The sequence below is a fragment of the Archangium sp. genome, assembly GCF_036389735.1.
Lineage (GTDB): Bacteria > Myxococcota > Myxococcia > Myxococcales > Myxococcaceae > Archangium.
This window is the reverse complement of the sequence record NZ_DASVWK010000870.1, coordinates 1-19,804: the sequence shown is the minus strand read 5'-3', so window position 1 is coordinate 19,804 and position 19,804 is coordinate 1. Positions and strand designations below refer to the sequence as shown.

The following is a 19,804-nucleotide window of genomic DNA, read 5'->3' as shown; positions in this document are numbered from 1 at the left end:
CGCACATGTTGCCCAGGAAGGCGTTGGCCTCGGCCAGCAGCTCCGGCGTCTCCGCGCGCAGCGAGGCCTCGGCCGCCTCCAACTGGGGCACGCCCAGCAGCTGCACCTGGGCGGTGGTGATGGGGCCGTCCGCCGACACGGAGAAGCCACCACCCTCGGCGCACAACCGGGCCGCGTAGCTCGCCGCGGCGATGATGGAGGGCTCCTCCACCGCCATGGGCACCAGCCGGTCCTGCCCATTCACCACGAAGTTGAGCGCGACGCCCAGCGGCAGGCCGTGCAGGCCGATGACGTTCTCCACCATCGCGTCCGCGCAGGCCTCGTCGAACCCGCCCAGCCCCGCGCACGCCTCCGCGTCCTCCGGGGCCAGCCAGCGAGACTCCACCAGCCGCGTCCGGCGGCGCTCCGGCGACTGCCGGTAGAAGCCCGACAGGCGGGAGGAGCGCTTCACCTTCAATGTCTGGACTGTGTCGTCGCTCATGAACTCACTCCCCTGGGAAGCAGTGGCACGGACGCCTCGGGCAGTACCGCCGCGGGTAGCACCGCCGTGGGCCGCACCAGGATGTTCGTGGCCAGCGCCAGCTTGCGCGAGCCCGGCACCGCGGCCCGCCCGCTGAAGACGTCGTAGTCGCGCGTCTCGATGACGCGCAGGATGTCCCCGTAGATGGAGCCCATCAGCTTCACCATGCGCTGGCACCCGAAGCCGGAGAGCGCGGGGATGCCCGCGGCCGCCCGCGCGTAGAGGGTGCGCGACCGGGCGATCTGGAAGCGCATGAAGCCGCGCCACCGGTCATCCACCACGCCCCGGTGCAGGTCGTCCACGGACAGGCCGAAGGCGGCCAGCTCGTCCAGCGGGAGGTAGACACGGTCCCGGTCCAGGTCCTCCTTCACGTCCCGGAGGATGTTGGTGAGCTGCATGGCGCGGCCGAGGTCCGCCGCCGGCCCGAGCGCCCACTCCGCCGAGCAGCCCAGCATCGGCGCCATCATCAGCCCCACCACGCCCGCCACCCGGTAGCAGTACAGGTCCAGCTCCGCCCAGCTCGCGTAGCGGCGCTTCGTCAGGTCCATCTCCATGCCGGAGATGAGGTCCTGCATGGGCTGCTCGGGGACGCGGAAGCGGCGGATGCAGTCCACCAGCGCGGCCAGCTCCGCCGCGTTCCACGGACCGTCCCCCCCGCTGGCGCGCGTGGCGGGCGGAGGCATGCGCGGATCCGCCAGCTCCGGCGTCTCCAGGTAGAGCTCGGCCACCGCCCGGCGAGTGCTCGCCAGTCGCTCGGCCAACCCCTCGGGCACCGCCCCTCGAGCGGCCCCGTCCGCCACGTCCACCATGTCATCCAACCGCCGGCAGAACGCGTAGAGGGCGAAGGCCGCCTTGCGCCGCATGCCGAAGAGCAGGAAGGACGCGAAGAAGAAGCTCTTGGCGTGATTGCGCGTCACCTCGCGCGCCATCTCGTAACCACGTGCCACAAGGGTCTTGTCCTGGGACGTCATGCCGCCTCCTCCATTGCACCGCTCCCGGCGACTCCGGGGGTCTTCACCACATCGCCCACACCCGACCACTGCAGAATGCGCTCCACCGTCAGCCTCGCGGAGATGAGCACCGTCGGAAGCCCGGTGCCCGGCTGGGTGGACGCCCCCACGAAGAAGAGGTTGCGCACCCGCGAGTCCTGGTTGGCCGGCCGGAAGGGGCCGATCTGGAAGAAGTTCTGCGCCAGCCCGAAGGCGCTGCCCCGGGCCAGGTTGAAGGTGGACGCCCAGTCGTCGGGGGTGACGACGCGCTCCACCTCGATGTCGCGCTCCAGCTCCGGGTAGCCCAGCTCGGCCAGTCGCTGGAACACCTTCGCCCGCACCTTCGGGCCCTCGACCTTCCAGTCCACGTTCGGGTGCTGGTGGGGCACCGGCACCAGCACGTAGAGCGCGTCCTTGCCCGGCGGCGCGAGGCTCGGGTCCGTGTGGGCCGGAGCGTTGACGTAGAAGCTCGGATCCTCGGGGACGCGGAAGCGCTCGAAGATGTCGTCGAAGGAGCCCTTGTAGTCGCGCCCGAAGATGACGTTGTGGTGTTGAAGCCCCTCGTAGCGGCGGCGCATCCCCAGGTAGAGCATGTAGCCGCTGGAGGTGTAGCGCAGCGTCTTGGCGCGCTTGAGCGTGGTGACCTTCGGGTCCAACAACTTCTCGTACGCGTAGGGCAGGTCCGCGTTGCAGAGCACCACGTCCGCCTTCACCACCTGCCCGTCCTCCAGCAGCACGCCCGTGGCGCGGGCACCCTCGGTGAGGATGCGCTTGACCGGCGCGCCGTAGTGCAGCCGCACCCCCTCCTCGCGCGCCACCTTCTCCAGCGCGAGGGGAATGGCATACAGCCCGCCCTTGGGGAACCACACGCCCACGCCCAGCTCGGTGAAGGGCAGCAGCCCGTACACGGCCGGCGAGGCGAAGGGCGACACCCCCAGGTACATCGTCTGGAAGGTCATCGCCGCGCGCAGCCGCTCGTCCTGGAAGTAGCGGCTGACGTCCGCGTACATGCGGCGGTGGGCGCGCACCTGGAAGATCTTCTTGAGCACCGAGGGCGCGAAATAGTCGGAGATGCCCGAATAGTTACGGCCCACCAGGTGGTCCAGGCTGGTGCGGTACTGGGTGCGCCCCTGCGCGAGGAAGGCCAGGTAGCGCGCGTAGCTGCCGGGTTCGATCCGCTCCAGCTCGCGCCCCATGGCGCACAGCTCGGAGGTGAAGGTGATGTCCGAGCCGTCGCGGTAGTGGATGCGGTAGTTGGGGTCGCACCGCATGAACGTGAGGTAGTCCTCCAGCCGCCGGCCGAGCGCGGCGAAGGTCTCCTGGAACACCTCGGGCATCAGCACGATGGTGGGGCCCAGGTCCCAGGTGAAGCCGTCCACCTGGAGGCGGTTGCAGCGCCCGCCGGGGCCGTCCGTCTTCTCGAAGAGCTGTACGTCGAAGCCCTGGTGCGCCAGCCGCGCCGCCGCCGCGAGCCCTCCCACGCCCGCGCCCACCACCACCGCCTGTCGCTTGCCCTGGCTCACGGTCTTCTCCTCTTCAGCTCATCCGGTGGGACATCTGGCCGACGAGGGACCGCAACAGGTCGCGCAGGCCGTTGGGGTTGGGCAGCGCCGCGAGCGTGCGCTCGGCTCCGCTCGAGGCCCGCGCCACCAGGCGCTCCGTGGCCACCCGTCCACCGGCCTCCTCGACCAGCCGGCGCGCCCGGGTCCGCACGAGCTCGTTCTTGCGCTCGGGAGGCAGCGCCCACAGCGACTCCATCTCCCGGCGCACCTCGGGGCATGCGCGCGACCAGGCCACCACCACCGGGAAGGTGCGCCGGCCCAACATGAAGTCGCAGTCGGCGCTCTTGCCGGACGTCCGCGCATCCCCGAAGAGGCCGCACAGGTCATCCTTCAGCTGCCACGCCAGCCCCACCTGGTCTCCCACCCGGGCCAGCCGCAGCTGAAGCCCCGTGTGAGCCCCGGCCAGCATCGCCCCGCAGGGCAGCGACGCGCAGAAGCCCTGGCGCGCCGTCTTCAAACGGGCCACGCGCAGCGACTGCCGCACGCCCACCGAGCCGAGTGGTGACATCCCCAGGTCCAGGTACCGCCCCACCGAGGTGTGGCGGAACACGCGCAGGTAGAACTGGCTGGCCCGCGCCGCGCCCGGCAGCTCCGAGCCCAGCATCGTCTCCAGCGCGCGCGCGAAGAGGTGGTCCCCCACCACCACCGCCAGGTCCTGCCCCGCGCGGCCCGGGGCCAGCAGGTGGTGCATGGCCAGCCCGCCGTGGCGCAGCGCCGCCCGATCCGTCACGTCATCGTGGATGCCGAGGAAGGAGTGCAGCAGCTCCAGCCCCGCCGCGAAGCGCCACAGCCCGGCCGGCACCGCCGCCGAGCCCCGCGCCAGGCAGTAGCCGGCCAGCAACAGCGCCGTGCGCACCCGGCGGCTGGGGCGCAGCACGTACTCGCGCACCTGCTCCAGCACCCGCGTCCAACGTGCATCCAGCCTGGACTCGTCCGGCAGCTCCAGCAGTTCCACCAGGGACGCCTCCACCTGGGCCTGCACCAGCTTGAGCCAGGCCTGCCCCACCGAGGGAACGGGCATGGGCGGGGCAGTCAGGAACGGCGTCGGGCCCATGCTGCTGTCCTCCGGGGCAATGGGGCGCTTCGAGCCTGGAGGTAACGTTTGTGTCCAGGCCATGTCAACGCTATGTTCAACGTTAGTTGAAGCTTTGTCCATAGGAGGTCCCGATGCCCACACGGATTGCAGGCATGCTGACGGTCGCCCTGTTGGCCACGAGCCCCTCACTCGCGACCGGGCCCAGCCCCGGACCGCTGGACGCAACGTTGAGAGGATCGGACGGGAAGGAAGTGGCGCTGTCGCGATGGCGGGGAAAACCCGTCATTCTCTTTTATGAGGATCGCCACTCCACGACACTCAACTCATCCTTCAAGGAGGCTCTCTTCGCTCGGGGGCGGTCGCAGGGCCTGTTGGACGCGGCCTGGGTGGTGGCGGTGGCCAATCTGGAGGCCTACGACTTCTTCCCCGCGCGGGGCATCGCCCTCTCGCACGTGCGCGCCGAGGAGAAGAAGTGGGGCGTCCCCATCCTCGTGGACCTGAAGGGGACCCTGGGCCAAAGCCCCTGGAGCCTGCCGAAGAAGACCTCGTCCGTGCTGCTGCTGGACGGCGGCGGGCAGGTGGTCTTCCGCTACTCTGGCCGGATGAAGGAGAAAGACATGGAGGCGTTCTTCGAGGCGCTCGGTGAGCTGCTCGGCCAGGGCGGGCCCCAGGAGTCGCGGCCATGAAGGTGGCCCTCACCGGAGCGAGCGGCTTTCTCGGCCCCGTCTTCGTCCAGCGGTTGCTGGAGCGGGGCCACACCGTGCACGTGCTGGCGCGGGACGTGAAGCGCACCTTGGCGCGGCTGCCCGAGGGCGTGAGTGGCTCCTTCTTCGACGCGACCACGCCGCTGTCCCCGGAGGCGCTGGGGGGAGCCGAGGCGGTGGTGCACCTGGCGGGCGAGCCGGTGGCCCAGCGGTGGACGCAGAGCGCGCGCCAGCGCATCCGCGACAGCCGGGTGGTGGGCACGCGCCTGCTGGTGGAGGCCCTGCGCGCGGCGGGCACGGTGCGGCACTTCGTGTCCGCTTCGGCCATTGGCTACTACGGCAGCCACCGGGGCGCGGAGCCACTCACGGAGAGCAGCTCGCCCGGAGAGGACTTCCTCGCGGGGGTGTGCCGGGCCTGGGAGGCCGAGGCGCTCCAGGCGGCCTCCGCGGGCATCCGTACGGTGGTGCCGCGCATTGGCGTGGTGCTGCACCCGGAGGGCGGCGCGCTGAAGAAGATGCTGCCGCCCTTCCGCCTGGGCCTGGGCGGGAGGATGGGCTCGGGCCAGCAGTACTTGAGCTGGGTGCACCGCGAGGACACGCTGGGGCTGCTCCTCTTCGCGCTCGAGCACCCGGAGCTGAGCGGGCCGCTGAACGTGACGGCCCCGGAGCCGGTGACGAACGCGGACTTCTCCCGGGCGCTCGGGGCCGCGCTGGGCCGTCCCGCCGTGGTGCCGGTGCCCTCCTTCGCGCTGAAGGCGGCGCTGGGGGAGATGTCCGAGGTGGTGCTCGGGGGCCAGCGGGCGCTGCCCCGGCACGCGCGGGAGGCCGGCTACCCCTTCCAGTTCCCCACGCTGCCGGAGGCCCTGCGCTCGCTCCTGGGGTAGGGCAGTATTCAGGACTCCATGGCCACTCCGCTCCGATTCCTCCTCTTCTTCGGCACCCTGTCCCTGGTGGTGGTGCTGGGCCACGTCTACCTGTACCGGCGCCTCTTCCGGGACACGGCGAAGCACCCGGGTTGGCGGAGGGCGGGCATGGTGGCGATGGCGCTGCTGGCTTTCCTGATGATCAGCTGGCGACTGCTGCCGCGTCTCCTGCCCGCCGAAGTGGCGTCCGCCCTGGGGAAGCTGGGCTGGCTGTGGATGGGGGCGGCCACCTACCTGCTGCTCGCGGTGCTGTCACTGGGCGGAGTCCAGAAGCTCCTGGGCTGGCTGAAGCGCCGACGCGCGGCGGAGGCGGCCCCGGCCCCCGTGGTGTCCGAGGAGCGGCGGCAGTTCCTCGCCCGGGCGAGCGCGGGCGCCGCGCTGGTGGCCAGCGGTGGCGTGGCCAGCTACGGCATGTGGCGCGCCTATACGCCCCCGGTGGTGAACGAGATAGCGGTCCGGCTGCCCGGGCTGCCCAAGGCCCTGGACGGCTTCAGCATCATCCAGCTCAGCGACATCCACGTGGGCCCGCTCATCCAGCGCCGCTTCATGGACGCGCTGGTGTCTCAGAGCAACGCGCTCAAGGGGGACCTGGTGTGCATCACGGGCGACCTGGTGGATGGCAGCGTGGAGGAGCTCGGCTTCGCGGCGAGCGCGTTGAGCAACCTGCGCTCGCGGCACGGCACGTACTTCGTCACGGGCAACCACGAGTACTTCTCGGGCGACGAGGCCTGGGCCGAGGCCCTCACGCGCATGGGGCTGACGGTGCTGCGCAACCGCCACGTGCGCATCGGCGAGCCGGGGGCTTCGTTCGACCTCGTGGGCGTGGACGACTTCGCGGCACGGCGCTCGGGCTACCCGGCGAGCCGCAGCTATGACCTGGCGGCGGCCACGGCGGGGAGGGACCCGTCACGCGCCTCGGTGCTGCTGGCGCACCAGCCCAGCGGCTGGCGAGATCAGGCGCTGAAGGCGGGCATGGGACTTCAGCTCTCCGGGCACACACACGGCGGACAGTTCTTCCCCTTCAACCTCGTGGTGTCCGCCGTCTGGGAGCACGACGCGGGGCTGTTCCACGAGGGCCAGGGCCACCTCTACGTGAGCCGGGGCACCGGCTTCTGGGGTCCGCCGCTGCGCGTGGCCGCTCCCTCGGAGATCGTGAAAGTGACGCTGCTCGCCTGACCTGGGGGGTGACGCTGTTCGCCCGAGGTGAGTAGGATACGGGGCGAAATGCGCAAGGAAGCGGCGAAGCGGGAGATCAAGCAGGAACGCGCGGCCCGGACGCGGGTGGAAATCATGGAGGCGGCCATCACGCTGTTCGCGCGCCGGGGCATCCTGGCGACGACGATGGCGGAGCTGGCCAAGGCCATCCGGATGACCCCCGGGGCACTCTACTGGCACTTCCCCACGAAGGAGGACCTGCTGCTGTCCGCCATCGAGGAGTTGCACGGGCGCTTCCTCAACGAGTTCAAGGAGCTGATCGAGGAGCAGCGCAAGCTGACGGCGCGACAGCAGCTCGAGGCCCTCCTCGGGCGCACGCAGCAGTTCCTGCGCGCCCACCGCGAGTACGGCATCTTCTTCGGGATGGTGGCCGCGGAGTCGGCGGACATGAACGACCGGGTGGCCGCGTCCATCCGGGAGAAGCTGGGGCTGTACGTGGAGATGGCGGCGAACATCATCCGCTACGGGCAGCGCAAGTCGAAGGAGTTCCGCGAGGACCTGGACCCCGGAACCGCCGCGCACGCCATCATCGGTGGGTTCCTCGGCTCGCTGATGCACCAGAACCTGTTCCGCGATTCGCTGGCGTATGACCCGGCCTACACGACCCTCACCGGGCTCATGGTCGACGGAATCGTCAAGCGCTGAGCTGAAACGAAGACGCCCCCCGCGACACCTGGAGTCGGTGACGCGGAGGGCGTGGACTCACCGCGAGGCCCCGGGCCCGCGGAGTCTCAAGGCGTCGTCACGTTCGGCGCGCCAGGGGTGGGCTTGCCCGTGAAGGCGAAGTCCTCCGCGTTCGAGTCGGTGTCCAGGGCATTGGGCAGGCGGGACAGCGAGCCCTCCACGGAGCCGCTATCCGCCAGCGTGGTGGTGGGCTTCGTCCCCTCCAGCAGGCTGAACGTCTTGCCGTCACTCGTCGTGAGGCTCGTCGTGTCGCCCTCGTACGAGAGCGCGTCGATGAGCGTGCCCAGCGCCGTGTCGAGGAGGGCCAGGCCGTCGGGCGCGCCGTTCTGGATGAGCTCCAGGGGGGGCGTCGGGGTGGGCAGCACGAGCTTCTTCACCGAGGCGGAGCTCACCGTGTCGAGCACCGCGCTCGGACCGATGAGGAGGTACTCCCCCGCCAGCAGCTCGGTGCCAGCCTTGGACAGGTCGACCCGGGCGTACTCGACGTTGCCGTTGCCGTTGACGAAGACGAGCGCCAGGTTGGCCAGCGGGATGGCGGCATCCGAGGCGTTGTAGAGCTCCACGAACTCCTTGGTGTCGGTGGTGCCGACGTTGTCGTAGTCCACCTCGTTGATGACGAGCCCCTTGCGGGTGTTGACCACCCACACCGTGGAGGCGAGCGTCGTGCCGGCCAGGGTGGCGCGGAGGCTGCCTCGCACGAGCGTGGAGCCGGCGGTGAAGGTCACCGTGCCCTTCGTCCGACCCGCGTCGATGTGGACGGTCGCGGTGTCGAGCGAGCCCAGGCCGGTGGCGGGCTCGAGGCTGAACGTCACGTCCGCGCCCCCGGCCTCGGCCGGCTTGTCCAGCTCCACCGTGAAGGCCTGCGTCGTGCCGGGTTGCACCAGCGCGGTCGCCGGGGTGAGGGAGGTGGGCTTCGGGAACGGCGGGCGCACCGTCACGCGGGTGGAGAGCGAGTCCTTGAGCGTGGCGGTGAGGGTGCCGGTGGTGTCGCCCGCGGCATCCGCGGTGAAGGTGAAGGTGGCCGTGGTCTGCCCCTTGAGCAGCGTCACCGAGGAAGCGGAGAGCGTGCCGAAGGCCCCCCCATCGGACACCGCCGCGAGCTTCACCGTCGTGTTGCCCAGCGCCGGCTTGTCCAGCTTCAGGGTGAACGTCTGGGTGCTGCCCTGGATGACGGTCACCGCCCCCGCCGGGGTGAGCTCGAGGAGCTTCGGCATGTCCTCGGAGACGACGATGTCCGCCGTCGCGCCGAGGCCGGCACCCAGGACCTGGACGGAGCCCGTCGTGGCGGTCGGCGCCTCCAGGGTCTTGAAGGTGAAGGTGGCGGTGGAGGTGTTGGGCGCGAAGGTCACCTGGGCCGGGCTCACCGTGCCCAACCCGTCCGTCAGCACGCCGACGTCCAGGGTGGTGCGCTCCAGAGCGGGAATGTCCAGGCGGGCGGTGAACTCCGTCTCGAGCCCGGGCCCGGTGATGAGGGAGGTGGGGCTGAGCTGCACGCGCGTGGGCCGGGCCGTGGCGCTCAGCACGCGGACGGAGGACTCCTGGCTGAAGCCGCGCACCGAGGCGGTCAGACTCACGGACGAGGCCTCCAGCAGCGGCTCCAGCACCACGTTGACGGAGGTGCTTCCGGCGGGGATGACGAAGCGGCCACCATTGGCCACGCGCAGCACGTTCACATCCGCGGAGGTGACGGTGACGTCCACGTCCTCGAAGTAGGGCGCCGGCAGGGACACGGTGAGCACCTGCGGGAAGGTGCTCCCGTTGTTGCCCGCGCGCACCGAGTTGCCCGAGGGCCCGAAGGAGAAGGCCGGAACCAGGTCCTCCTTGCTCCGAGGCTCCAGCTTGGAGTGGCTGTTGCGCAGCTCCAGCACGCCGGTCAGGGAGCGCAGCTTCGTGCCCACCGCCGGGCGGGCGGTGTACTTGAACACCAGGTCATTGACGCGCACGCCCACGAGTTCCCCATCCGAGCCCGCCGTGGCATCCACGACGTACTCATGGGTGGGAGTGGAGTCGCCCCCGCCAGGGGTGGGATCCAGCTTCGTCACGTAGACGTTCTCCACCTTCACCAGGACGCTCTCGAGCGCCGCGGCGTGCGGGCCTCCGGTGCGGATTTCGGCCGGGGTGACGGGGAGCGGCGCGGGCGGCGTGCCAGTGCCCACCTGGGTGAAGACGGGGTTGGTGAGCTGGAGCTGTCCGAAGTAGTTGGACACGTCGCCCGAGTGGATGTCGACGACATCGCCCACTATCAGGGCGGGCCGGGTCCGGGTGAAGACGAAGAGCCCTGACCTCGGCGCACCGGCGTAGCCGGCCTCCTCCGGGCGCACCTGGGCGAAGAAGCCGCTGTCGGCCACCGCCGTCACCACCACGTTCTTCAGGGCGATCGTCTGGTTCAGGTACGGGCTCTTGCCCCCCACCAGTGTCTTGATGTCATAGATGGACACCGGGCAGGCCGCGTTGCCGCTGTTGGCCGCGGCGCAGGCGTCGCACGCATCGCCCATGCCGTCGCCGTCCGAGTCCTTCTGGTCCGCGTTGGCGGCGAAGGGGCAGTTGTCCGCGCTCGCCTCGAGGCCGTCCCCATCCCGATCGTTGGGGTTGGAGGCCGTGCAGCTGGTGCTGTTGGCGTCGAGCGGGCAGGTATCGCACGCATCGCCCACGCCATCCCCGTCGGTGTCCGCCTGCTTGCCGTTGTCCATGGGCCGCACGGGGTTGAAGACACCGGGGCAGTTGTCCTGCTCGTTGGCGAGGCCGTCGCCGTCGGGGTCGGCGGCCGTGCGCTCGCCCCTGTAGAGGGTGGAGCCATTCACCGAGGCCGGCACCGGAACGTCCGCGATGCGCTGCGGGACGCAGGTGGGCTCGTCCGTCGGCGGCTTGCCGCAGGAGAAGAGCTCGTACGAGGCGGCGTTGGCGGTCCGCAGCGCCTCGAGCGTCTTCCCGGACAGCTCGGACTGCACGCATGCCGCCTTGGGGGTGCCGCACACGTCCAGGGCCTCACAGGCGTCCGTCGTCAGCGCGCTCACCACGGCCTTGTCACCATAGAGGGGCTTGCCGCCGCGCACGGTGAGGACCACGTCCTCCGGGTTGGCGGCGATGACGGCGCGGTGGGGCGAGGTGGCGAAGGAGCGCAGCCGGTAGATGGCCAGGTCCGCCACCTTGCCCGGGGTGAGGCGACCCAGCTTCTCCGCGGTGTCCGTCAGGTCCGCGGCGTTCACGGTGGCCATCCGCCACAGCTCCTCATCGGTGAACGCCCGCGAGTAGTGCACCGCGTTGAGGTAGTCCGCGCACTGAAGCTCGCGCAGCATGTTCATGGAGCCCGACTGGAGCCAGTCCGAGCCCAGGGCGATCTGCACACCCAGCCGCTTGTAGGCCGTCACCATCGCCGTGTCGCCGTAGAGATAGATGTTGGAGCGGGGCGACCAGATGAGGCCGGTGTGCCGCTCGGCCATCGTGCGGATGTCCGCCGCCGTGAGGCCGATGCCGTGGATGATGGCCGTGCGCGGCGTCAGCAGATCCTGGCTGCCGGCGCCCTGGCCCGACAGGCAGCGGAACTCGTTGTGCGCCGACTCCTCGATGCCCTCGGACACGTGCGGCAGATAGGCCGCCTGCGCCGGGATGGCGCTCGGGGTGTCGATCGTCCCGTAGGCACACCCGCTGGTGCGCTCCGTGCCGCCGCTGTCATCCAGCGGGAAGGTCTGGAACTTCAGCGCCGGCTCCCCCAGGGCCTCCTGGTTGCCGGCGGAGTTCAGGTTGCGCAGCAGGCCCGCCAGGCCACCGCTGCTGGCGATGGAGGTGGTGCCCGACATCACCTGGCGCAGCTCGGCCCAGCGGATGGCGTCGTCCGTGCCTCCACCGCTCTCCAGCCGCGTGTGCCCGCCGGAGCCCCTGCGCCAGTCGTGGCGGTGCTCGAAGCGCTCCGGGTTCGCCGGGCGCGGCACCCGCTGGTAGTCGATGTGGTCGTGCGCGTTGATGAGTCCCGGGGAGATGACGCCCTCCGGGCACGAGATGCGCACGGCCCCGGCCGCCCCCGCCTTGTCCGAGCAGTCGCACGCCGCGCACTGGATGACGCCCTGCCCGTCCACCAGCACCTGACCGCCCTGGAGCGTCTGGCCGTCCATCAGCACCACGCCCAGGTAGAGGCGCGCGCCACTGGGCGTCCCCTGCGCCGCCAGCACCTTGCACGTATCCCCGGCCTCCGGCTTGGGCAGGCTCGCCGCGCCGGGACACTCCCGCATCGGCCCCGGCTCCGGGGGGGGCGCGCTGTCCGGAGCACAGCTGCTGGAACAGCCGTCGCCGTCGGCGGTGTTGCCGTCGTCACACTTCTCCGTGCCTTCGATGCGGCCATCGCCGCAGACCTCGGACGGCGTGCACGCGGCCAGGAGCAGGCCCGCGCACAGCGCGGCCAGCAGGAGGCGGGGGGGTTGGCTCATGGGGCCCCACCTTAGTTCCAGGGGGGCTCGGTGCGAAAATCCAGTCCGGACGGCTGGACGCCTGCCCCCGGGCCCCCATGGAGCCGAAGAAGGCGCGATCGTGGACAGGCCACCCTTCAGACCAGTGGCGATCAGCGCCCGAAGGTGATTGTCTCTCGACCCATGGCACGCGCCCTGTTGCTGTCCCTGCTCGTACGACAGCACCTCGCACTGAAGGAAAAGTTCCGAGCCCGTTACCCGCACAGCTGGTTGGTGTGGGAGTCCGGCGTATGGAATGTGCCGGAGAACAGTGAGCAGAACCACGGGGACACCCGGCTGCCCACCTCGGATCTCCGCGTCTGTCTGCCCGCTGGAGATGCCATGTGCTTCGAGCTGGCCCCGGGGGCCGGCCGCGACACGCTGACCCTGGGGCGAGCCTCGCACAACGTGTTCGTCGTCAACGACGCCACGGTGTCTCGCGAGCACCTGACGCTGCGCTGCCACCCGGACGGAAGCTGGAAGGTGGAGGCGCTCAGCCAGGGTGGACCGGCGCTGCTCAGCGGAAAGCAACTGCGGCCCGGGATGCCCACGCCGTTGGAGTCCGGCATGCAGCTGCAGCTGGGCGACGTGCGGCTCACCTACCACGACGCCGAGAGCTTCCACACCCGCATGGGCCACATCGCCGCCCTGTTGCTGGCGCAGCAGCAGCGCGCGTCCCGGTCGTCGACTTGAGCGAGCGGGGCGCCCTCCCCTAGCGGATGGTGCCCAGGCTGGTGGGGCGCGGTTGCGGCGCCGTCGCGGCGTAGACGACGCCCCCGGCGACGAGCGCCACCGCCCCCGCCCCCGCCCACACCCACCACTTCTTCGTCAGGCCGCCGTCCTTCACCTCGGCCCCGGTCGTCGCCGTCGCCTTGGCCTGGGGCGTCACCCCGCGCTTGCCGTCCTGCGACTGGGCCCGGCGCGTGGCGACCGACTCCGCCTGTGCCCGCAGCGCGTTGGCCCGCGCCAGATCCCTCGCCGTCTCTTCCCGCTTCTGGCGCCGCTCCTGCTCCTTGAGCACCGCCACGTCCATCTCCTTGATGAGGTCGCGCACCAGCGGGGCGTTGGGCGGCTCCTCCTTCGAGAGCGACAGGTAGCGCCCGTAGAAGAAGCTGGCGCGCTCGGGGCGTCCCAGCTGCCGGTGGCACTGGGCGATGTTGAAGAGGAAGCCCGGCAGCGGCCTCAGCCGGTAGGCCTCGCTGTAGGCGTCCAGGGCCTTCTGGAACTCGCCCAGGTCATAGGCGAGATTGCCCTCGGCGAACTTCGCGCGGGCCAGCACCTCCGCGTCCGGCTGCGCCGTGCCCGCCTTGGCCGCGGAGGCCCCCAGGGGCGCCAGCGCGAGCGCCACGGCCATCAGCACCGGCAGCACGCGATTAGCGAGCGAAAGGATCAATGACGTCATCGCGCGTTCCTGCCTTCTTGCGGTGGGCACTGCCGGGCGCGAGCGTGCGCGCCTCTGCCTGGGACTTCCGCGGCTCCACGGGCACCGAGAGGGTGGCGGGCTCCTCGAGCCGCACGTGGTGCTCGCTCGGGGCATGGCCGGCCAGCTCCACCCGCAGGCCCAGGGGCGCGCTCGCCCGGGGAAGCTCCTTCACCATCGGGGTCGGAGCCGGGGTCTCCGGCCACAGAGCGAGCCCGGCGCCCATCAGCGCCAGCGCGCCCGCGGCGAGCGCCATCCACGTGCGCCGGGAGCTGGACAGGCCCCTGGGCACCGGCAGCGGCTGCGTGAGGCGCTGGTCGTCGTCACGGGTGACGGGCTCCGGCGCCAGCTCCGCCAGCAGCGCGGTGATGACCTCGGAGAGCTGCTGGGGACGATCCGCGGGCTCCTTGGCCAGGCAGCGCAGGGTGAGCTGGGCCAGCGCCTCCGGCACCGGCTCCCCCGAGGGGGTGTGCGAGGGCAGCGGCGGCGGTGACTCGGTGATGACCTTCACCATGAGCTGGCCGAAGTTGGGCGCCTGGAAGGGCGGCCGGCCGCTGAGCATTTCGTAGAGGACGGTGCCCACCCCGTAGATGTCCGCGCGGTGGTCCACCGGCAGGCCCGCGGCCTGCTCCGGCGACATGTACGTGGGCGTGCCGATGATGGTGCCATCCAGCGTGCCACTGGTGTTCTCGGCGGTGAGCACCTTGGCCACCCCGAAGTCGAGCACCTTGACGAAGTCCGCTTGCCCGCCCTTGTGGATGACGAAGAGGTTGTCCGGCTTCACGTCCCGGTGCACCACCCCGAGCTGGTGCGCCGCGCCCAGCGCCGCGCATACCTGCACCACCATGCGGCGGATGCGCAGCACGGACAGCTGCTCCTCCTTCATGAGCGCGGAGAGGCTCTGCCCGCGCAGCAGCTCCATCACGCAGTAGACGTGCCCGTGCTCCGCGTCCTCCACGAAGTCGAAGATCTCGACGATGTGCTCGTGGTTGATCTGATTGACGGAGCGCGCCTCCTGGAAGAAGCGCTGCACGAAGCCACTGTCATGGGCGAAGTTGGAGCGCAGCACCTTGAGGGCCACCTGGCGCCCCAGCCGCACGTGGCGGGCCTGGAAGACCTGGCCCATGGAGCCCTCGCCCAGCAGGCGCTCCAATTGGTAGCTGCCCACCACCTGGCCTGCCTGGAGCTCCCGGTCCACAACCGTAGAACCTCCGACGGCCCGCAAGCCGCCAGAGAGCACCGTGCCCGCGATGACGTCGTCGCCGCCCATGAGGCGGCAAACCTTTCCATCCTCTCAGTCCCCGGCAACCCACGGGGCCTGAGATGTTGCCAGGGAGACGACTCTTCCCCCCCGCGGACGGACGGAGTGTTCCGTCCGCGGGTAGGCGGAAGTCAGGAAGGGTCCGCTGGAGAGAAGCGGACCGGCCCTCGGGTACGACTCAGTTACACGTGCGCGTACCGCTCACGACCTTGCACGTGCCCGTCCCGCCACCCGCCTTGTTGCAGGTCTTGCCGTTGCAGTCCGGGTCCGCGCAGTCCGTGCCGCCTTCGCTGTCGTTGTCCTTGGCGTCGTTGCAGACGGTCTCCGTCGCCTTGTTGTTCGCGCAGGTGCAACCCCCGAGGGTGGCGTTGCACTGCTTGCCGGAACAATCGCCATCCGCGCAATCGATGAGGGTGTCGCCATCGTCGTTGCTCACGCCGTCGGAGCAGATGGTCTCCTTCTTGGCACCATTCTCACAGATGCACCCCCCGGTGAGATTGCACTCCTTGGCGACACAATCGGCGTCCTCGCAATCCGTGTAGGGATCGCCATCGTTGTTCTTGCCATCGCTGCAGATGGTCTCGGTCTTGGCCTGGTTGGCGCAGACACAGCCGCCGAGGGTGGCGTTGCACGCCTTGCCGTCGCAGTCCACGTCGAGGCAGTCGACGATGATGTCCCCGTCGTTGTCCGCCCCGTCGCCGCACACCATCTCCCTGGCCTTGCCCCCCACGCAGGTGCAGGCCGCGGGGTCGCCGCTCTTGCTGCACGACTGACCGTTGCACTCGGTGTCCGCGCAGTCCGTGCCATTGTCCCTGTCGTTGTCGAGGCCATCGGTGCACACCTCCGCGACCTTCTGGCAGGTGCTGCTGACGCACGAGAAGCCCGCGGCGCACGCGTTGCCACACCGGCCGCAGTGGGAGGCGCTGATCGTCAGATCGAAGTCCTCGTCCACCACGCCGTCGCAGTCGTCGTCCTTGGCGTTGCACAGCTCGTTGACGGGCCGCACCTCGCCGACGCAGATGATCTCACCGTTGGCGCCACAGGAGGGCGTGCCCGCCACGCAGAGGCCCTTGCCCGCGGTGCCCGCGGGGCCGCCGTAGCAGGAGGTCGCGGCCAGCTCGTCCGCCTGGCCGTCGCAGTCGTCGTCCTTGCCATTGCACACCTCGGCGGTGGGCTGGCAGCAGTAGCCGCGCAGGCCCGCGCGGGGAGCGCACAGCAGGCCCTCCACGCCGCAGTCGGCGGTGGTGTCGCAGCTGTAGATGGTGTCGTCCGCCAGGTCCGGCGCGAAACAACCCGCGGCGGAGAGGGCGAGGAAACAGACGAAAAGAGAAGAGAAGGACTTCATGTTCAGAAGCTCCCGCCAACCACGAAGTGCAGGGTCGTGCCACTCTTGCCCGCCCCGGAGGACACGGGGCCCAGCGACGAGGAGGGCGGCTCGGCGCGCGACGGAACGATGACGAGCCACAGGAGGCTGCCGCCGGCCAGCGCGCCACCTCCCGCCATGAGGGCCGTGGCGAGCGAGCCCTGCTGCTGGGCCGCTTGGTACTCGCTCCGGGTGACGCCCACCACGCCCGTCGCGTCCGGCTGGGCCCGGCTGATGATGCCCTTGGAGCTCGCGCCGAGCGCCGCGCCCACGCCCACCGCCGCCAGTCCCACCACCGCGGAGTAGAGGGCGGGGCGGCTGAAGAGGGAACCGCCGCCGGAGGCCTTCGCCGGCTTCTTCTTCCCCAGGCCCGCCACCGCGTCCGCGGGAGGCCCTTCCGGCGCGGGGCCGTTGAGCTCCAGGCGCACCGCCACCTCCTCGGTCTTGCCGGGGGTGAGCGTCAGCGTCTTCGTATAGGTGGAGTACTCGTCGGCCTCCACGACGAGCTGCACCTCACCGGGCGGCAACTTCGCCTCGACATTGCCCACGCCCAGCATGCGCGGGCCCACGCGCACCACCGCCTGCGACACGTTGACGGACACCTTCAACAGGGAGCGCGGCTTCGCCAGCTCCCCCACCCGCTTCGAGAGCGTGGCGCCGGCCTGACGGATGAAGTTGCTGTCATTGGGCTTGCGGCCCGTCACCACGTCCAGCTCCACCACGCCCCGGTCGCGGTCGTACGTCCACAGCCGCAGCGTCCACGTCCCCTCCTCCAGCGCCAGCCGCGCCGTGGTGAGCAGGTCCGCGTCGAGCGTGTCCGCCGCCGTGGTGAAGCACGAGGCTTCCCCGCATTGCAGGGTCGTCTCGTACTCCGCCTCGAGCTGCTGCTTGGCCTCGACCGGGTCCGGGCCCCGGGCCACCTGGCCGGTGCGCATCGCCTGCGCCTGGAGCCAGCCCACCCAGCGCTTGGCCACCGCGGCGCCCGCCTTGTCCGGCGTCTCCAGGCCCACCAGCGAGAAGCGTGGCATCAGGTCCGCGCCGGGGATGCTCAGGTCCAGCCCCGCGCTCAAGTCCATGCCCATGCCGCCAGGGTCCTGCGAGGTGCCCTCGGTCGAGGTGCCCTCACCGACGTCCTGGGGCTTCTCTTCGGTCTGGGTGTTCGCATCGCCAGACAGGTCCAGCCCGAGACCACCCTCCTGGGCCCTGGCCGGGCCGCCAGCCAGCGCGAGCGCCAGCAGACCGGCCACATACACGACGGGAATACGCATGGACCCTGTTCTACCCTGAACAGAGCCCGTTGCGGAGGACTCCCCGCCCACGGCCAAAAGCTCTTGCAGAGGGAGCAGGCAGGTGACTTCCGGACGTCCGCAAGTCATGTAAGCCCCAAACACACCCCACTTACAGACGGCCTTCACTCCCCAACGAGTAGAGGCTGCGACGGGTGCGCAACACCTGCTCCAAGAACTCCCAGGGCGGCATCGTCAGTTGTCCGCGGAGGGCAGGAAGCACGGGGGATGGGTTTCCGGGTCAGCGCAGCGCGTCGGTGGTTCACCGGAACGAGTTCACAAGGTAGAGCCCCGCGCTCGAGAATTCGAGGATGGCCGTTCCCGGCTTGGACTCGGGTTTCTTCTTGAGTTGACCGCGTGCGAGCCGAGCCACAGCACAAATCGGAATCGGCTCTTCGTCCGGTACATGCGCTTCGTAATACCGGATGACGACCTGTGGGCCACCTGTCCAGACCCGTCCATAGAGACGGGTGACTGTCGGAAGAGTCCCCAGGGGACTGTTCAACATGCTCTCCACGGGACCGTCGTACAGCGTGATGGGACTGGTGTCGGTCTGGTTCACGTCAAGTTCGACATCCGAAGCGTCCCCAACGCTCAGACCAAGACGCCGCATGGTTTCGAGCGCCTTTTCCGGGCACGCTTCCGGTCCGGGGCTACCGTCCGGGCGAAGGGAAGCGCCCCCCGTCGTCGTGCAACTGGAGGACATGCAAAGCAGCAGGACAGAAGCGGAAAGCAGTGAGCGAACGGGAGCCATGAGGGCGGGGTCTACCAACGCAGCATTTGTTTATCCAGATGAACCCATGCCTGCCGCAGACCGTCTCCTTCTCGGAAGAGTTCCAGAACAAGCCGGTCGGGGCCTGTCTTCGAGTCAAAGGCACTCGCGTCCAGGACAACGGCGATCTGCCCACTTTGCCCACCCGGCCCCCAGTACTTCTGGGAGGCACGCAGCGCAAACGGTCTCTCCTCTCGCCCATCATCCGTGATCAAGCGGGCCTCCATCAGACTCCAAGGCTCGGTCGGGCTGTTGTTCTTCACCTTGAAGACCACCGCCGCTTTGTCCCGGTTCCTGCTAGCCAACACGGAGACGTGCAATTCCACACCCGTAGGGCTCTTGAATAGTGCCGTGTACCGCTGACGAAACGGCGTCTGTTTCGTGTCTCCCTTCGCCAAGAGCCCGGCAAGAGAGTGATTGACTGAGTCCTCTTTTCGGTAACGCTCGACTTCCGCTCTGAGCTGTCCCTCCCTCCGCAGCGAGTCGTACAGGGACGCAAGCACCGCTTTCGGGGCCTCGCGGTCACGGAACACGTTGACCTGTTGATCGCCCGTCCGGTCGTCGGTGGTCTCCTGCCGTGATGTCACGGTGAAGGGCAGTTCCGTTCCATCCGCGAGCGTTACCAGCAGCATGAGTCGGTCTTCGGACTCAAGATCGCGGAGGGGCTCTAGAAGCACCCGTTTCCCGACACACTCCACAGGCTCGAAGCGGCCTTCCCAGGCCAGCATTCTGGTTCGTGCTGGGTCGCAAGGCTGCTCCAAACGAAGGACGGTCAAGATACCGCCGACAACGTACACGTCAGGCGCCCCTCGGCTCGTATGGTCCGAGAGGTAGATGTTCCGCTCATTGGGCTCGCGGCCGTCCTTGGCCACGGCCACGGGCACCACGAGGAAAAGAAGCAGGGTAGACCAGCGAAGTAGGAAGTTCCGCATAGCGCGGCACAACTTATCAGAGCGGGTCGCAGGCCACCAGCCGAGCACGCCCTCTCCCGTACCGACGTTCCCTGGTCGATGGAGGGCAGGAACAGGGAGGAAACACCGACCGTTGCCGGCCCGGCGCCCCTCCCTGTCGTCTACGTCAGCTCGACGGGATGCGGAGTGCTAGTTCGCCCTGAGCGAGGGCTGGGCCTCCAGTCCCTCCTGGAGCGCCTGGATGAGCCGCGGCACTTCCATCATCGGCACGCCCTGCAGGGTCAGGAACGTCTTGCCGTCCTCGTTCTGCGCGGAGAAGCGCACCTGGGCCACCCCGTTGAACTTCCGGAAGAGGCTGTCCTCGAAGAAGAGCAGCCGGGCCTGGTCCGGCACGGGCACTCGCACCGGGGGCGGGGCCCGCCTGGCCCGCGTGGCCCGCTCCACGTCGTCCACACTGCACTCCTCGAAGCTCCTGGCCACTACCCCGCCGTTCTCCCGCGGCAACTCGATGAGCGTGTCGCCCGGCGGAGACAGGCGCGCCCTTACACGTGACACGAAGCCCGAAGGAGTCCATGTCTCGGCCTCCCGTCCGCCCCCAGAGACGGCGCTTCTCCTCCCAGTACCCTGCTTCAAGAGGCATGAGCACGCAGGCGCGGAGCGGGTCACTTTCGGACGTCCGCAAGTCATGTAGCACAAAAACACACCTCACTTCCGGACGT

At 69.7% G+C, this 19,804-nt stretch carries 16 protein-coding genes and 1 pseudogene; 5 read left to right on the top strand and 12 right to left on the bottom strand.

Features of this window, described 5'->3' with window-relative positions; all coding sequences use genetic code 11:
- The 4 genes and pseudogenes from VF794_RS31245 to VF794_RS31230 all read right to left on the bottom strand — a co-directional run.
- A pseudogene (locus VF794_RS31245) lies at positions 1–481 on the bottom strand (3-hydroxy-3-methylglutaryl-CoA reductase); the annotation flags it as partial.
- Entirely contained in the window at positions 478–1,491 is a 1,014-nt protein-coding gene (locus VF794_RS31240; RefSeq protein WP_331116769.1) for a phytoene/squalene synthase family protein, read from the bottom strand. The gene VF794_RS31240 and the pseudogene VF794_RS31245, both read right to left, overlap by 4 nt.
- The gene (locus tag VF794_RS31235; RefSeq protein ID WP_331116768.1) at positions 1,488–3,032 is read right to left on the bottom strand and encodes a phytoene desaturase family protein; all 1,545 of its coding nucleotides are present in this window, start codon (positions 3,030–3,032) and stop codon (positions 1,488–1,490) included. The genes VF794_RS31240 and VF794_RS31235 overlap by 4 nt, the downstream gene beginning before the upstream one ends.
- Positions 3,033–3,045: 13 nt before the next feature.
- The gene (locus tag VF794_RS31230; protein ID WP_331116767.1) at positions 3,046–4,125 is read right to left on the bottom strand and encodes a polyprenyl synthetase family protein; all 1,080 of its coding nucleotides are present in this window, start codon (positions 4,123–4,125) and stop codon (positions 3,046–3,048) included.
- A gap of 353 nt (positions 4,126–4,478) precedes the next feature.
- Here VF794_RS31230 and VF794_RS31225 point away from each other — a divergent pair, with 353 nt between their 5' ends.
- The 4 genes from VF794_RS31225 to VF794_RS31210 are packed head-to-tail and all read left to right on the top strand — an operon-like array spanning position 4,479 to position 7,594.
- Positions 4,479–4,793 (top strand): hypothetical protein, encoded by a 315-nt coding sequence (locus VF794_RS31225; RefSeq protein ID WP_331116766.1) that lies wholly within the window; start codon positions 4,479–4,481, stop codon positions 4,791–4,793.
- Positions 4,790–5,695 carry a TIGR01777 family oxidoreductase gene (locus tag VF794_RS31220; RefSeq protein ID WP_331116765.1) on the top strand — a complete coding sequence of 302 codons (906 nt, stop codon included), beginning with the start codon at positions 4,790–4,792 and terminating at the stop codon, positions 5,693–5,695. The genes VF794_RS31225 and VF794_RS31220 overlap by 4 nt, the downstream gene beginning before the upstream one ends.
- A gap of 18 nt (positions 5,696–5,713) precedes the next feature.
- Entirely contained in the window at positions 5,714–6,910 is a 1,197-nt protein-coding gene (locus VF794_RS31215) for a metallophosphoesterase (RefSeq protein ID WP_331116764.1), read from the top strand.
- Positions 6,911–6,958: 48 nt separating this feature from the next.
- Complete coding sequence (locus VF794_RS31210; protein ID WP_331116763.1) at positions 6,959–7,594, top strand: helix-turn-helix domain-containing protein; 636 nt, start codon at positions 6,959–6,961, stop codon at positions 7,592–7,594.
- An 86-nt stretch (positions 7,595–7,680) separates the two neighbouring features.
- Here the strand turns inward: VF794_RS31210 and VF794_RS31205 are convergent, their stop codons facing one another.
- Positions 7,681–12,054 (bottom strand): amidohydrolase family protein, encoded by a 4,374-nt coding sequence (locus VF794_RS31205; RefSeq protein ID WP_331116762.1) that lies wholly within the window; start codon positions 12,052–12,054, stop codon positions 7,681–7,683.
- A 162-nt stretch (positions 12,055–12,216) separates the two neighbouring features.
- On the opposite strand from VF794_RS31205, the gene VF794_RS31200 reads away from it, so the two are divergent.
- Positions 12,217–12,765: an FHA domain-containing protein gene (locus tag VF794_RS31200; protein ID WP_331116761.1), complete on the top strand. Its 549-nt coding sequence runs from the start codon at positions 12,217–12,219 to the stop codon at positions 12,763–12,765.
- Between the two features lie 19 nt (positions 12,766–12,784).
- Here the strand turns inward: VF794_RS31200 and VF794_RS31195 are convergent, their stop codons facing one another.
- From VF794_RS31195 to VF794_RS31165, 7 genes are all read right to left on the bottom strand, one after another.
- Entirely contained in the window at positions 12,785–13,474 is a 690-nt protein-coding gene (locus VF794_RS31195) for a tetratricopeptide repeat protein (RefSeq protein ID WP_331116760.1), read from the bottom strand.
- Positions 13,446–14,762 (bottom strand): serine/threonine-protein kinase, encoded by a 1,317-nt coding sequence (locus VF794_RS31190; protein ID WP_331116759.1) that lies wholly within the window; start codon positions 14,760–14,762, stop codon positions 13,446–13,448. The genes VF794_RS31195 and VF794_RS31190 overlap by 29 nt, the downstream gene beginning before the upstream one ends.
- Positions 14,763–14,931: 169 nt before the next feature.
- On the bottom strand, positions 14,932–16,098 hold the full coding sequence (locus VF794_RS31185) for a MopE-related protein (protein ID WP_331116758.1): 1,167 nt from the start codon (positions 16,096–16,098) through the stop codon (positions 14,932–14,934).
- Between the two features lie 2 nt (positions 16,099–16,100).
- Positions 16,101–17,384, bottom strand: a complete 1,284-nt coding sequence (locus VF794_RS31180) for a PEGA domain-containing protein (RefSeq protein WP_331116757.1) — start codon at positions 17,382–17,384, stop codon at positions 16,101–16,103.
- A gap of 280 nt (positions 17,385–17,664) precedes the next feature.
- Positions 17,665–17,964, bottom strand: a complete 300-nt coding sequence (locus VF794_RS31175; protein ID WP_331116756.1) for a hypothetical protein — start codon at positions 17,962–17,964, stop codon at positions 17,665–17,667.
- A 203-nt stretch (positions 17,965–18,167) separates the two neighbouring features.
- Positions 18,168–19,052: a DUF2381 family protein gene (locus VF794_RS31170; RefSeq protein WP_331116755.1), complete on the bottom strand. Its 885-nt coding sequence runs from the start codon at positions 19,050–19,052 to the stop codon at positions 18,168–18,170.
- A gap of 222 nt (positions 19,053–19,274) precedes the next feature.
- Positions 19,275–19,640: a hypothetical protein gene (locus VF794_RS31165; protein WP_331116754.1), complete on the bottom strand. Its 366-nt coding sequence runs from the start codon at positions 19,638–19,640 to the stop codon at positions 19,275–19,277.
- Between the last annotated feature and the right edge of the window lie 164 nt (positions 19,641–19,804).

Bases quoted from the DNA above. Each gene is read 5' to 3' on its own strand.
- VF794_RS31240 (WP_331116769.1), bottom strand. From the start codon at position 1,491: ATGACGTCCCAGGACAAGACCCTTGTGGCACGTGGTTACGAGATGGCG.
- VF794_RS31230 (WP_331116767.1), bottom strand. From the start codon at position 4,125: ATGGGCCCGACGCCGTTCCTGACTGCCCCGCCCATGCCCGTTCCCTCG.
- VF794_RS31220 (WP_331116765.1), top strand. From the start codon at position 4,790: ATGAAGGTGGCCCTCACCGGAGCGAGCGGCTTTCTCGGCCCCGTCTTC.
- VF794_RS31215 (WP_331116764.1), top strand. From the start codon at position 5,714: ATGGCCACTCCGCTCCGATTCCTCCTCTTCTTCGGCACCCTGTCCCTG.
- VF794_RS31210 (WP_331116763.1), top strand. From the start codon at position 6,959: ATGCGCAAGGAAGCGGCGAAGCGGGAGATCAAGCAGGAACGCGCGGCC.
- VF794_RS31205 (WP_331116762.1), bottom strand. From the start codon at position 12,054: ATGAGCCAACCCCCCCGCCTCCTGCTGGCCGCGCTGTGCGCGGGCCTG.
- VF794_RS31200 (WP_331116761.1), top strand. From the start codon at position 12,217: ATGGCACGCGCCCTGTTGCTGTCCCTGCTCGTACGACAGCACCTCGCA.
- VF794_RS31195 (WP_331116760.1), bottom strand. From the start codon at position 13,474: ATGACGTCATTGATCCTTTCGCTCGCTAATCGCGTGCTGCCGGTGCTG.
- VF794_RS31190 (WP_331116759.1), bottom strand. From the start codon at position 14,762: ATGGGCGGCGACGACGTCATCGCGGGCACGGTGCTCTCTGGCGGCTTG.
- VF794_RS31185 (WP_331116758.1), bottom strand. From the start codon at position 16,098: ATGAAGTCCTTCTCTTCTCTTTTCGTCTGTTTCCTCGCCCTCTCCGCC.
- VF794_RS31180 (WP_331116757.1), bottom strand. From the start codon at position 17,384: ATGCGTATTCCCGTCGTGTATGTGGCCGGTCTGCTGGCGCTCGCGCTG.